This is a genomic window from Bacillus sanguinis (assembly GCF_018332475.1).
GTDB lineage: Bacteria > Bacillota > Bacilli > Bacillales > Bacillaceae_G > Bacillus_A > Bacillus_A sanguinis.
Window position 1 is genome coordinate 1 of record NZ_BOQB01000125.1, and the last position, 13,200, is coordinate 13,200.

Sequence of the window (13,200 nt, forward strand, 5' to 3'; positions counted from 1 at the left end):
CTAGTTTTGAAGGAATATATAATTTTCTTCTTGACATTTTGAAAGAAATGTCTAAAATGATAAAAGTCTGGTAATGATGGCAGAGAGGTCACACCCGTTCCCATACCGAACACGGAAGTTAAGCTCTCTAGCGCCGATGGTAGTTGGGACCTTGTCCCTGTGAGAGTAGGACGTTGCCAGGCTAATATTATTCCGCAGTAGCTCAGTGGTAGAGCTATCGGCTGTTAACCGATCGGTCGTAGGTTCGAGTCCTACCTGCGGAGCCATTATGCTTCCATAGCTCAGCTGGTAGAGCACTTCCATGGTAAGGAAGAGGTCACCGGTTCAAGCCCGGTTGGAAGCTTGGGAAGAGTTTTAAAATTTTTGGCCCGTTGGTCAAGTGGTTAAGACACCGCCCTTTCACGGCGGTAACACGGGTTCGAATCCCGTACGGGTCACCACTTTTGGAGGATTAGCTCAGCTGGGAGAGCACCTGCCTTACAAGCAGGGGGTCGGCGGTTCGATCCCGTCATCCTCCACCATATATGTTTAAATGTCGGAGGGGTAGCGAAGTGGCTAAACGCGGCGGACTGTAAATCCGCTCCTTCGGGTTCGGCAGTTCGAATCTGCCCCCCTCCACCATTTTCTTTAAAATAACCTGAGAGGGTTTATTTTTTTGAAAAGATAACCATACTAGTAAATATTAATGGGCTATAGCCAAGCGGTAAGGCAACGGACTTTGACTCCGTCATGCGCTGGTTCGAATCCAGCTAGCCCAGCCATTTACGAGCCATTAGCTCAGTTGGTAGAGCATCTGACTTTTAATCAGAGGGTCGAAGGTTCGAATCCTTCATGGCTCACCATTTTCGCGGAAGTAGTTCAGTGGTAGAATACAACCTTGCCAAGGTTGGGGTCGCGGGTTCGAATCCCGTCTTCCGCTTAATTACTAAGGGGCCTTAGCTCAGCTGGGAGAGCGCCTGCCTTGCACGCAGGAGGTCAGCGGTTCGATCCCGCTAGGCTCCATCTAATAGAGAAGCTTACATCATATGATGTAAGCTTTTTTTGTGTTTAAAAAGACAACTTTCATATTTGTCATTTAAAATGGAGAAAACGAGAAAATAAAGGATGGGGATAATTGTGAAAGTTGTTATTGCATCTGATTCATATAAAGAAAGCTTAAAAGCTATAGAAGTATGTGAGGCTATTGAAAGAGGTTTTGAAGCAATTTTCCCTAAAGCAGAGTATGTGAAAATACCGATTGGAGATGGAGGAGAAGGAACGGTTGATTCTCTTGTTGATGCGACAGGGGGAAGGATTACATCACTTCCTGTGACAGGACCGCTTAGAGAACGTGTACAAGCCTTTTACGGTATGTCTAAAGATAAAAAGACAGCGTTTATTGAAATGGCAGCAGCATCAGGATTACAACATGTTCCAGTTAAAAAGCGAAACCCACTTATTACAACAACTAAAGGAACAGGCGAACTTATACTACATGCGCTAGACGAAGGAGCTGAGCACATTATTTTAGGACTTGGAGGAAGTGCTACAAATGATGGTGGAGCAGGTATGTTGTCAGCATTAGGAGTTAGGTTTATAAATGAAAAAAGGGAAGTAATAGAGCCATCTGGAGGAACGTTACATTCGATTGTCGCTATTGATTTTTCGCGCTTGGATTCACGCTTAATGCATATAAAGATAGAAGCAGCATGTGATGTAGATAATCCGTTAGTTGGAATAAGGGGAGCATCTTTCGTATTTGGGAGACAAAAGGGTGCGAATACAGAGATGATGAAAGAGCTGGATGAGAATTTAAAGCATTATGCGAATATCCTTAAACAATACTTATCTTGCGATGTATCTAAAATTCCTGGCGCAGGAGCTGCAGGAGGAATGGGAGCAGCTGTTATTGCAGTGTTAAAGGGAAATTTACGGAGAGGAATTGAAATTGTATTAGACTATACAAATTTTGATAAGCATATAGAAGAAGCAGATTTAATTATAACTGGCGAAGGGAGAATAGATGAACAAACAGCATATGGGAAGGCCCCTGTAGGTGTTGCAGAGCGTGCAAAGCATTTTCGTATTCCTGTCATTGCTATTGGAGGATCTGTATCTCCGAATTATCAAGCTGTTCACAAAAAAGGAATCGATGCAGTATTTAGTATTACAGCGAGTCCTATGACATTAGAAGAGGCATATAAAGTAGCGGAAGAGAATATCGAGATGACAGCAAAGAATATTGCCGCAGTATGGAAAATAGCATCAGAAAAACACTTCTAAATGTAGGAGTGTTTTTTATTATTATTTAATAATAATGATGGGAGTTGTTTCATTAAGTTAACTTTATACATAGAATAGTCTTAAAATTTGGTTTTCAAGGCGGATATAAGTGAATAATTTGTATATCCATACAGAAAAATGTCGAGTTGAGTCAGACTATAAAAAAGATTTAAAATATTTAGTGAAGGCACAAAAGGGGGATACTATCTATGAAAAAAGAAATCTCAGTTATTGGAGTTCCAATGGATTTAGGACAGATGCGTCGCGGGGTAGATATGGGGCCAAGCGCAATCCGTTATGCAGGCGTAATTGAAAGAATTGAAGAAATTGGATATGAAGTTAAAGATATGGGAGATATATGTATAGAGAGAGAAAAAGAAGTAGATGTAAATACGAGCTTAAGAAACCTTACACAAGTTGCAACTGTATGTAACGAATTAGCAAGTAAGGTGGATCATATTATAGAAGAAGGACGTTTTCCACTTGTATTAGGTGGTGACCATAGTATTGCTATCGGTACATTAGCTGGTGTAGCTAAACATTATAAAAACCTAGGTGTTATTTGGTATGATGCACACGGTGATTTAAATACAGAGGAAACTTCACCATCTGGTAATATTCATGGCATGTCACTTGCAGCAAGTTTAGGGTATGGACATCCCACACTTGTAGATTTATACGGGGCATATCCAAAGGTGAAAAAAGAGAATGTCGTAATTATCGGTGCACGTGCATTAGATGAAGGAGAAAAAGATTTCATTCGCAATGAAGGTATTAAAGTGTTCTCAATGCATGAAATTGATCGTATGGGGATGACGGCTGTTATGGAAGAAACAATCGCATATTTATCTCATACTGATGGTGTACACTTATCATTAGATTTAGATGGTCTTGATCCTCATGATGCACCAGGTGTTGGAACGCCTGTAATTGGTGGGCTATCTTATCGTGAAAGCCACTTGGCGATGGAAATGTTAGCGGAAGCTGATATTATCACATCTGCTGAATTTGTTGAGGTAAATACGATTTTAGATGAGCGAAATAGAACGGCAACAACAGCAGTTGCTTTAATGGGTTCTTTATTCGGTGAAAAACTAAAATAAATGTAAGAAAAGCAACTGAGAAGTTGCTTTTTTTATTTGAAAATAGGCGTATAATAATGTTTGACATCTTACCAATTTAGGATAAAGGGGGTTGTTTGTAATTGTCGTTTGTTTCATGTATGGTATAATTAACTAGTTGTTGGAAATACATACAGATAGAGCATAAAACAATATTTCAATATATGGATAGAATTGCTCGTAAGTAGGAGGAAGGGATAGCATGCCTTTTGAAGATACGACCATTTTGAAATATCTTAGTACGGCATTAGATATTGCCATTGTATGGTTTATTATATATAAGCTAATTCTTATAATCCGAGGGACGAAAGCTGTTCAACTTTTAAAAGGGATTACAGTTATCATTGTCGTTAAGATGATTAGTATTTTCCTTGAATTGCATACGTTATCTTGGCTAACTGAACAAGTATTAACGTGGGGATTTTTAGCCGTTATTATTATCTTTCAGCCAGAATTGCGAAGAGCACTTGAGCAGCTAGGACGCGGGAGCTTATTTTCACGTACTGGAACCCATGAGGATGATGAGTCTGAAATGGTTGCAACAGCGATAGCAAAAGCAACAGAATATATGGGGAAACGTAGAATTGGTGCATTAATTACTTTGTCAAAAGAGACCGGTATGGGTGATTATGTGGAAACAGGTATTCCGCTAAATGCAAACGTATCATCGGAATTACTCATTAATATTTTCATTCCTAATACACCTCTTCACGATGGAGCGGTCATTATGCAAGGAAGTACCATTAAAGCAGCAGCATGTTATCTTCCATTATCAGAAAGTCCGTTTATTTCTAAAGAATTAGGAACTAGACATCGTGCTGCAATGGGAGTTAGTGAAGTTACTGATAGTATTACGGTAGTTGTGTCTGAAGAAACTGGTCAAATTTCTTTAACGAAAAATGGTAAGTTGCATCGTGATTTGAAGACAGAACAGCTGAAGGATATGTTATTAGCTGAATTTAGTGGAAACGAAAAAACGACTTCTTCGTCTTTATGGAATTGGAGGAGAAAGCGTCATGGATAAGTTAATGGAGAATCATTGGTTTTTAAAAGGGATCTCATTACTATTGGCGTGTATGCTTTTTATGTCAGCGACGTTAACTGAAAAAAATACGACATCAGGTATATTACCTTTTGCAAATGATACGAAAGAAACATTAACTAATTATGAGATTAATCTTAAGTATGATGAGGAGAAATATATTGTAAGTGGTATTCCAGCAGAGGGCGTTAAGGTGAAGTTAGAAGGCCCAAAGGCATCAGTTGCTACAGCAAAAGCAAAAAAACAATTTGACATACCAATTGATTTGCGAGATAGTCCAAAAGGAACTTATGAGATTTCTTTAAAAACGAACGGGCTTCCAGATGATGTGAAAGGAACAGTTCAGCCATCAACAATTAAAGTTACTCTTCATGAAAAGGCGAGAAAATATGTTCATGTAGATTTGAAATTATCAAATGAGGATCAGATGCCAGCGGGGGCTACTCTCGAAAAATCAAGCCTTAAACCAGATACTGTTGAGGTAGTTGGGACGAAAGAAGAAATTGAAAGCATTTCAGCTGCCAAAGCGTATGTTGATTTAAAAGGTGTTAATAAAACTGTTACAAAAACGCCCGAAGTTACATTATACAATAAAGAAGGAAAACGTTTAAATGTAAGAACGAGTCCATCTAAGATTAGTGTAACGTTGAATGTGGCAACGCAAACTACAGCCAATAATACTGAAAAAACTGTTCCTGTAACGTATACGAAGAAGGGGAGTTTAGCAGAAGGATTGGCCGTTACAAATATTAGCGTTGAGCCGCGAGAAGTAACGATAGCAGGTCCAAAAGATGTATTGGATAATATACAATCGATAGGGGGGGTCGAAGTAGATCTTAGTCAATTGACAGAGTCTACAACATTCGATACCTCTGTTTTATTGCCAAAGGGTGTAACAAGTGCAAAACCGAATCAAGTGAAGGTTTCAGTAGGCGTACAAAAAACAAAACAAACGAAAACAAGAACGATTGATGGTATATCGATTCAAAAAAATGGACTTTCTAAAGATGTTACGGCCCAGCTGCTTTCGCCGCAAGATGGGAAGATAAGCGTTGATATTTCAGGAGAAACAAGTATAGTAGATAAAATAACAGCAGCTCAAATAACAGCAGCCATTAATCTGCAAAATGTATCTCCGGGAACAAAGGATGTTTCCATTCAAGTGAGCGGCCCTAGTAATATTTCAATAGAACCAAAGCAAAAAAGTGCTAAGGTCACAATTGTGAAGAAAGAAAATCCAGATAAAGAAGTACAAGGTGACGGTGAAAAAACAGATTCAAATCATAACCAAGATAATCAAACTGAAAAACCAAAAAATCCTGAACCTGAACCTAAGCCTGACCCGGAACAGGAACAAAATAAAGATAAAGAAAAAGAAACTAGTCAAGAGCCAACAGTAGATAATCAAAAAGAGCCAGAAAAAGGAGCGAATCATAATGGGTAAATATTTTGGTACAGATGGAGTACGTGGGGTTGCGAACCAGGAGTTAACACCTGAATTAGCGTTCAAAATTGGACGTTTTGGTGGTTATGTATTAACAAAAGATACAGATCGTCCAAAAGTAATTATCGGCCGTGATACACGTATATCAGGACATATGTTAGAAGGAGCTTTAGTAGCAGGTCTATTATCAACTGGAGCAGAAGTAATGCGTCTTGGTGTTATTTCTACACCGGGTGTTGCTTATTTAACAAAAGCGTTAGATGCACAAGCAGGTGTTATGATTTCTGCATCTCATAATCCGGTACAAGATAACGGAATTAAATTCTTTGGTTCAGACGGTTTTAAATTAACAGATGAGCAAGAAGCAGAAATCGAAGCTTTATTAGACAAAGAAGTTGATGAATTACCACGTCCGACAGGTACTAACCTTGGACAAGTGAGTGATTATTTTGAAGGCGGACAAAAATATTTACAATACATTAAACAAACTGTAGAGGAAGACTTCTCTGGTTTACATATCGCTTTAGATTGCGCGCACGGTGCTACGTCTTCATTAGCTCCGTACTTATTTGCTGATTTAGAAGCTGATATTTCAACAATGGGGACTTCACCAAACGGTATGAACATTAACGATGGAGTAGGTTCTACACATCCAGAAGTATTAGCGGAATTAGTAAAAGAAAAAGGTGCTGATATCGGTCTTGCTTTTGATGGTGACGGTGACCGTTTAATCGCTGTAGATGAAAAAGGAAACATCGTTGATGGCGATCAAATTATGTTTATTTGTGCGAAATACATGAAAGAAACTGGTCAACTGAAGCACAATACAGTTGTTTCAACGGTTATGAGTAACTTAGGTTTCTACAAAGCACTTGAAGCTAACGGTATTACAAGTGATAAAACAGCAGTTGGTGATCGCTACGTAATGGAAGAGATGAAGCGTGGTGGATATAACCTGGGCGGAGAACAATCAGGTCACATTATCTTACTTGATTACATTACAACTGGTGATGGAATGTTAAGTGCACTTCAACTTGTAAACATCATGAAAATGACGAAAAAACCATTATCTGAGCTTGCAGGAGAAATGACGAAGTTCCCGCAATTACTAGTAAACGTTCGTGTAACAGATAAAAAACTAGCATTAGAAAATGAAAAAATTAAAGAAATTATTCGTGTTGTAGAGGAAGAAATGAACGGTGATGGCCGCATTCTTGTTCGTCCATCTGGAACAGAGCCACTTATTCGTGTAATGGCAGAAGCACCAACACAAGAAGTTTGTGACGCATATGTACATCGTATTGTAGAAGTTGTGAAAGCTGAAGTTGGCGCTGAATAATTCAATAAATTTATGAAAAAGGAGCACAAGAAGTGCTCCTTTTTCATATGTTTTATAGACGATGAAAAAAATTTCATTGACGGTTTATCCATGTTTGTTATAAGATGGTCTTGTTCTTTTTCTCAAAGGAAATATTGTAAATTATAGAAGCGCCAGAACTACAAGTAGTGTAGTTGACGAGGTGGGGTTTATCGAGATTTCGGCGGATGACTCCCGGTTGTTCATCACAACCGCAAGCTTTTACTTAAATCATTAAGGTGACTTAGTGGACAAAGGTGAAAGTGTGATGAGAGAAAAGGAACGGATACAAACTAGCTGTATAAGTATATACGGACTTAAACCCAATCGAGAGGAAGGTGAAAGCCGTTACAAGCTTACAGGGCTAGCAATATGTAATCCGTTTTTTAGTATAAATAAAAATGGTATCGGACTATGTCGTTACATGTTCGCAGAGCAGTGTAAGCATTTGTAACGGCGACTAAACATGTGTGGAATCGTAGGATTTATTGGAGAGCAAGATGCAAAGGAAATTTTATTAAAAGGTTTAGAAAAGCTAGAATATCGTGGATATGATTCAGCAGGTATCGCAGTACAAACAGATAACGGTGTTGTTGTATACAAAGAAAAAGGCCGTATTGCAAAACTTCGCGAAATCGTAGATGAGAACGTAGCAGCAAGCGTGGGAATCGGTCACACACGCTGGGCTACACATGGTGTTCCAAGCAAAGTAAACGCGCATCCGCATCAAAGTACATCAAAACGCTTTACACTAGTTCATAACGGCGTAATTGAAAACTATGAATTAGTGAAAAAAGAATATTTACAAGATGTAACGTTCGTAAGTGAAACGGATACAGAGATTATCGTACAGCTTATGGAACAACAAGTGAGCACTGGACTAAGTGTAGAAGAAGCGTTCCGTAATACGCTATCTCTTTTACATGGCTCTTATGCAATCGGATTACTTGATGCTGAAAATCCAAACATGATTTATGTTGCTAAAAACAAAAGCCCGCTATTAGTAGGTGTTGGTGACAACTTTAATGTTGTGGCGAGCGACGCTATGGCGATGTTACAAGTTACAGATCAATTTATTGAGTTAATGGATAAAGAAATCGTAATCGTAACGAAAGAAAGCATTACAATTAAAAACTTACAAGGTGAAACGATTGAACGTGCACCGTTTACAGCGGAATTAGACGCAAGTGATATTGAAAAAGGAACATACCCTCATTTCATGCTTAAAGAAATCGATGAGCAACCACTTGTAATCCGTAATATAATTCAAAAGTATCAAGATGAAAATGGCGAGATTGAATTAGATCAAGACATTCGCAATGCGATTTTAGATAGCGATCGTATTTACATTATTGCATGTGGAACAAGTTATCATGCAGGTCTTGTTGGAAAACAATTTATCGAGAAGTTTGCAAAAATGCCAGTTGAAGTGCATGTAGCAAGTGAATTCTCTTATAACATGCCATTATTAACAGAAAGACCATTCTTCATTTACATTTCACAAAGTGGTGAAACAGCTGATAGCCGTGCGGTACTTGTACAAACAAATGAAATGGGTCATAAAGCATTAACGATTACAAACGTACCTGGTTCTACGCTTTCTCGTGAAGCTGATTACACACTTCCGTTATACGCGGGACCAGAAATCGCAGTTGCGTCAACGAAGGCTTACACAGCACAGCTTGCAGTACTTTCAATTTTAGCTGCGGATATTGCTAAAGCAAAAGGCGAAGTTCTTGATTTCGATTTAACACACGAATTAGGACTTGTAGCAAATGCTATGATAGAGCTTTGTGATCAAAAAGAAGAAATGGATGCATTAGCAAAACAATTTCTAGCAACAACTCGTAACTGTTTCTTCATCGGACGTAGCGTAGACTTCTACGTAGGATTAGAAGGTGCGTTAAAACTAAAAGAAATCTCTTACATCCAAGCAGAAGGATTTGCTGGAGGAGAATTAAAACACGGTACAATTGCCTTGATCGAAAACGGTACACCAGTTATCGCACTTGCTACACAAGAGCACGTAAACCTTGGAATTCGTGGTAACGTGAAAGAAGTAGTAGCACGCGGAGCTAACCCATGTATCATCTCAATGAAAGGCTTAGAAATGGAAGGTGACAGCTTCGTATTACCAGCTGTACACGAAGCACTAGCACCGCTAGTAGCAGTTATTCCATTCCAACTTATCTCATACTACGCAGCACTTCACCGCGAGTGTGACGTTGATAAGCCACGTAACTTAGCTAAGTCTGTTACTGTTGAGTAGGAGATTGGTAGGTTAATAAATATATGAATCGGTACCCCTTTAGATATGTTATCTAAAGGGGTATTTTTATGCCGAAAAAAACATCGAAAATTGGTAAGTGAATAGAACCCTATAGATTAAATTTTTACTTTATCCCGCTTTAACATATTATCCGAAAGAAGTCTCCTTCCTCAGGCGTGTGAAAGACGATAGTCTAGCGGCAGGTGGGAGATGAATTTCGGTTTGGCGTAGCCAAACATTTGGTTTTCCTATTTATTTCGCCTCTGATATAATCAGTCTTATAAGAGGGGAATTTTGGTATAACAATGAAAGTAGATAATAATCTTATAGTGTTCAGGTTGTGTAATCACCGTCATAGCTTATGGAAAATGAAGCGAAAAATGAGGTGAATGGATATGCCAAAGCAGAATAAGACGTATAAATTTCGTCTGTATCCAAGAGAAGAACAAGCACATCTCATACGAAAAACATTCGGGTGTGTACGTTTTGTGTATAACAAAATGCTGGCTGAACGAAAAGAAGTATATGAAAAATATAAAGGGAACAAGGAAGAACTAAAGAAAGAAAAATTCCCTACTCCTGCAAAATATAAGACAGAGTATGAATGGTTGAAAGAAGTTGATTCATTGGCATTGGCCAATGCTCAATTAAACTTGCAAACTGCTTATAAGAATTTTTTTAGTGGTCAAAGTGATTTTCCTACATTCAAAAGTAAAAAGAGTAGAAAATCCTATACAACGAATCGAGTAAACGGAAATATTATGTTATTTCATGGTTATATCAAATTACCAAAGTTGAAAATGGTGAAACTGAAGCAACATAGAGAAATCCCGCCAAAACATATCATCAAATCGTGTACGATTTCGATGACACCTACTGGTAAATACTATGTGTCCATCTTGACTGAATATGAAAAAGAGATTGTACAAAAAGAAGTACAAACTGTAGTTGGATTAGACTTCGCAATGGCTGAATTGTATGTAAGTAGCGAAGATGAGAAAGCCAATTATCCTCGCTTTTATCGTCAGATGTTAGATAGATTAGCAAAAGCGCAACGAGTATTAGCAGGACGTGTGAAAGGTTCAAATCGCTGGAATAAACAACGCATTCGTGTAGCGAAATTGCATGAAAAGGTCGCCAATCAACGTAAAAATTTTCTTCATCATAAGTCTAAAGAATTAGCTACGAGTTTTGATGTTGTAGCAATCGAAGACTTACATATGAAAGGAATGTCACGAGCACTTAGATTTGGTAAGAGTGTAGCGGACAACGGTTGGAGGATATTCACGACATTTTTAGCATATAAGCTACAAGAACAAGGAAAACAGCTTGTAAAAATAGATAAATGGTTTCCTTCTACAAAAATGTGTAGTAATTGTGGAAATAAAAAAGAAATGCCATTATGTGAACGCACGTATGCGTGTTTGTGTGGACTCACAATTGGCCGTGACTATAACGCAGCGATCAATATCAAAAAAGAAGCCATCCGATTATTAGTGTTGGCATAAATAGTAACAAAATAACCTTTGGAACAAGGGAGTTAGCTCGGCTGTCCTAGGGCAAATTCGTTAGCTATCAAAAGTAGCGATGAACCGAGAAGCCCATACTCGGGGGAAGCTCGTAAGAGGTACTAAGTGGTGGGTAGTTCACAAGCAAACTATAGAAAACAAGGATTTGCTGATTATGATGATATTATATCTGGAGTGGATGCACTAGTTAAAAAAGGGATTGTAGATAAAGATAGAGTAGGAGTTATGGGATGGAGTAACGGAGGATATATATCAGCTTTTTGTTCTACATGTAGCAGTAGATTTAAAGCTATTTCAGTTGGGGGCGGAATTACGAACTGGGGTACCCATTATGTAAATACAGATATCCCTTACTTTATTAGAATGTATTTAGGAAATACTCCATGGAATGATCCAGAGATATATAAGAAAACATCACCAATGACATATATTAAATCAGCTTGTACGCCTACGTTAATTCAACATGGAGAAAAAGATGCAAGAATTCCAATTACAAATGCATATGAGCTATATGAAGGATTAAGAGATATGGAAGTTGATACAGAATTAATTATATTTAAAGGAATGGCATATAGTTCTGATCAGCCGGGAATGAATGTAGCCATTATGAAGCAGAACTTGATTTGGTTTTCACACTATATTCTTGGGGAAAGCATGAAAGGTTTTTGTACTATATAATGGATATATGTACAGGGGTTTTTCGTTGTAAACTGTATACAAACTATCATTGAAAAGATTTAAATGATTATAAGGAAACATAATTCGGAGGACTAATATGACAGAGAATAAACATGAGTTATCTGTAGAACAATGTGAAGAACTATTAAAAGTATTACAAGCTCGTTTTGAGAAAAACATGAACCGCCATGAAGGTCTTGAATGGGCTAAAGTTGAAGCAAAGCTAGCTACTAATACTGAAAAATTATGGTCAATTAACGAAATGGAAGTAACTGGCGGTGAGCCGGATGTTGTTGGTTATGATGAAGAGAAGGATGAGTATACTTTCTGTGATTGTTCAAAGGAGAGCCCTAAAGGCCGCAGAAGCCTTTGTTATGATCTTGAAGCGTTAGAGGCAAGAAAAAAACATAAACCAGAAAATAACGTTATTGATGTGGCAGTTGCTATGGGCATTGAATTATTAACGGAAGAACAATATCGAGAGTTGCAACAACTTGGAGATTTCGATATGAAATCATCAAGCTGGGTACAAACGCCTTCAGACATTAGAGAACTCGGTGGTGCTCTATTTTGCGATTATCGCTTCGGACACGTTTTCGTGTATCACAATGGGGCAGACTCTTATTATGCTGCCAGAGGTTTTCGTGGCTCGTTAAGAGTTTAAATTTGGAGTAAATAAAAAAGAGCCTATACGTAGGCTCTTTTTCTTATTTATATTTTAAAAGTAAACTGTTACTACGCAGTTTTACTTAATTTATATGTTTCATGGTTGTTTTTACGGAAAAGTTTAGGGAAAATATAGCCATCTAATCCAATGCGTCCAGCATTATGACCTGCAACTAAAATGAACATAGTTAAAATAAGCAGGTTTGGGTTTACACTAACAGTTCCACTTAGTAAAAATGAAAGATTCATTATAATTCCAAAGAATGCAGCAGTTTTTGTTAATCCGCCTAAAATTAAACCTAGACCTACTAAAATTTCTCCCCATTGAACTAAAAAGCTAAATAGGTCTGCATTTGGAAGAACAAAGTGTTGAAGGAAATCTGCCCACCAACTTTGTACGGCAGGGTGATCACCTGATGCCTGAGCAATAGCACCCTTTAGAAAACCACTTGCGTCAAAAGATTTTCCAAAGACTTTGCCGATTCCAGCAGCGAGCCATGTATACCCTATGTAAAGTCGTAAAAATAATAATATGAAAGTAGCACGTTTATCAGTTCTTAAAAAATTGATAATCATTGAAATCCCTCCAATATTGTATTTACAAGTTTATTATATATCCATTGTGAAAGGATTCACAATGGATAAAGTGTGAACAAATATATGATTTTTTATTTATAAAATTGAAGTTTATTTTTGAAAATTAAGCAATAAATGAGAGATGGGAGCTATCTATTGTAGCGGATAGCTCCCGTAGTAAATAGGTTTACGTGTGTTCTTTAAGTTCATCTGGGCGTTCCTTATTATTTCTCCGGTTTTATATAAGGAACAACCT

At 37.9% G+C, this 13,200-nt stretch carries 10 protein-coding genes, 9 tRNA genes, 1 rRNA gene and 1 pseudogene; 20 read left to right on the forward strand and 1 reads right to left on the reverse strand.

From position 1 onward, the window contains the following. The first annotated feature begins 66 nt into the window (after positions 1-66). The 20 genes and pseudogenes from rrf to KI369_RS15045 all read left to right on the forward strand — a co-directional run bounded on the left by rrf (position 67) and on the right by KI369_RS15045 (position 12,366). A 5S ribosomal RNA gene (gene rrf / locus KI369_RS14950) occupies positions 67-182 on the forward strand. Between the two features lie 9 nt (positions 183-191). Next, positions 192-266 (forward strand) — tRNA-Asn (locus KI369_RS14955). Positions 267-270: 4 nt separating this feature from the next. Further along, positions 271-343: transfer RNA gene (locus KI369_RS14960), tRNA-Thr, on the forward strand. Between the two features lie 22 nt (positions 344-365). Next, positions 366-440 (forward strand) — tRNA-Glu (locus KI369_RS14965). A gap of 5 nt (positions 441-445) precedes the next feature. Next, a tRNA-Val gene (locus tag KI369_RS14970) sits at positions 446-521 on the forward strand. A gap of 16 nt (positions 522-537) precedes the next feature. After that, positions 538-621, forward strand: a tRNA-Tyr gene (locus KI369_RS14975). Between the two features lie 65 nt (positions 622-686). After that, positions 687-761 (forward strand) — tRNA-Gln (locus tag KI369_RS14980). 5 nt (positions 762-766) lie between these two features. After that, positions 767-842, forward strand: a tRNA-Lys gene (locus KI369_RS14985). A 5-nt stretch (positions 843-847) separates the two neighbouring features. After that, a tRNA-Gly gene (locus KI369_RS14990) sits at positions 848-919 on the forward strand. Positions 920-929: 10 nt separating this feature from the next. Continuing rightward, positions 930-1,002 (forward strand) — tRNA-Ala (locus KI369_RS14995). A gap of 114 nt (positions 1,003-1,116) precedes the next feature. Continuing rightward, complete coding sequence (locus KI369_RS15000; protein WP_212956495.1) at positions 1,117-2,262, forward strand: glycerate kinase; 1,146 nt, start codon at positions 1,117-1,119, stop codon at positions 2,260-2,262. A gap of 209 nt (positions 2,263-2,471) precedes the next feature. Further along, positions 2,472-3,365: an arginase gene (rocF, locus tag KI369_RS15005; protein WP_212956496.1), complete on the forward strand. Its 894-nt coding sequence runs from the start codon at positions 2,472-2,474 to the stop codon at positions 3,363-3,365. 220 nt (positions 3,366-3,585) lie between these two features. Continuing rightward, positions 3,586-4,407, forward strand: coding sequence for a diadenylate cyclase CdaA (gene cdaA, locus KI369_RS15010; protein ID WP_212956497.1), 822 nt, complete (start codon positions 3,586-3,588; stop codon positions 4,405-4,407). After that, positions 4,400-5,869, forward strand: coding sequence for a CdaR family protein (locus KI369_RS15015; RefSeq protein WP_212956498.1), 1,470 nt, complete (start codon positions 4,400-4,402; stop codon positions 5,867-5,869). Before cdaA ends, KI369_RS15015 begins: the two co-directional genes overlap by 8 nt. Continuing rightward, entirely contained in the window at positions 5,862-7,208 is a 1,347-nt protein-coding gene (gene glmM, locus KI369_RS15020; RefSeq protein ID WP_000521482.1) for a phosphoglucosamine mutase, read from the forward strand. The genes KI369_RS15015 and glmM overlap by 8 nt, the downstream gene beginning before the upstream one ends. 286 nt (positions 7,209-7,494) lie before the next feature. Further along, positions 7,495-7,680, forward strand: a complete 186-nt coding sequence (locus KI369_RS15025; RefSeq protein WP_001208183.1) for a hypothetical protein — start codon at positions 7,495-7,497, stop codon at positions 7,678-7,680. Between the two features lie 12 nt (positions 7,681-7,692). Then, a complete protein-coding gene (gene glmS, locus KI369_RS15030; protein ID WP_212956499.1) occupies positions 7,693-9,495 on the forward strand; it encodes a glutamine--fructose-6-phosphate transaminase (isomerizing) in 1,803 nt (600 codons plus the stop codon). A 395-nt stretch (positions 9,496-9,890) separates the two neighbouring features. Beyond that, positions 9,891-11,003: an RNA-guided endonuclease TnpB family protein gene (locus KI369_RS15035; RefSeq protein WP_212956500.1), complete on the forward strand. Its 1,113-nt coding sequence runs from the start codon at positions 9,891-9,893 to the stop codon at positions 11,001-11,003. Between the two features lie 141 nt (positions 11,004-11,144). Then, positions 11,145-11,702 (forward strand): annotated as a pseudogene (locus KI369_RS15040) (alpha/beta hydrolase family protein); the annotation flags it as partial. A gap of 97 nt (positions 11,703-11,799) precedes the next feature. Then, the gene (locus tag KI369_RS15045) at positions 11,800-12,366 is read left to right on the forward strand and encodes a DUF4256 domain-containing protein (RefSeq protein WP_212956501.1); all 567 of its coding nucleotides are present in this window, start codon (positions 11,800-11,802) and stop codon (positions 12,364-12,366) included. A gap of 71 nt (positions 12,367-12,437) precedes the next feature. Here KI369_RS15045 and KI369_RS15050 read toward each other — a convergent pair whose 3' ends face one another. Then, the gene (locus KI369_RS15050) at positions 12,438-12,944 is read right to left on the reverse strand and encodes a DoxX family membrane protein (RefSeq protein WP_212956502.1); all 507 of its coding nucleotides are present in this window, start codon (positions 12,942-12,944) and stop codon (positions 12,438-12,440) included. Positions 12,945-13,200 lie beyond the last annotated feature (256 nt).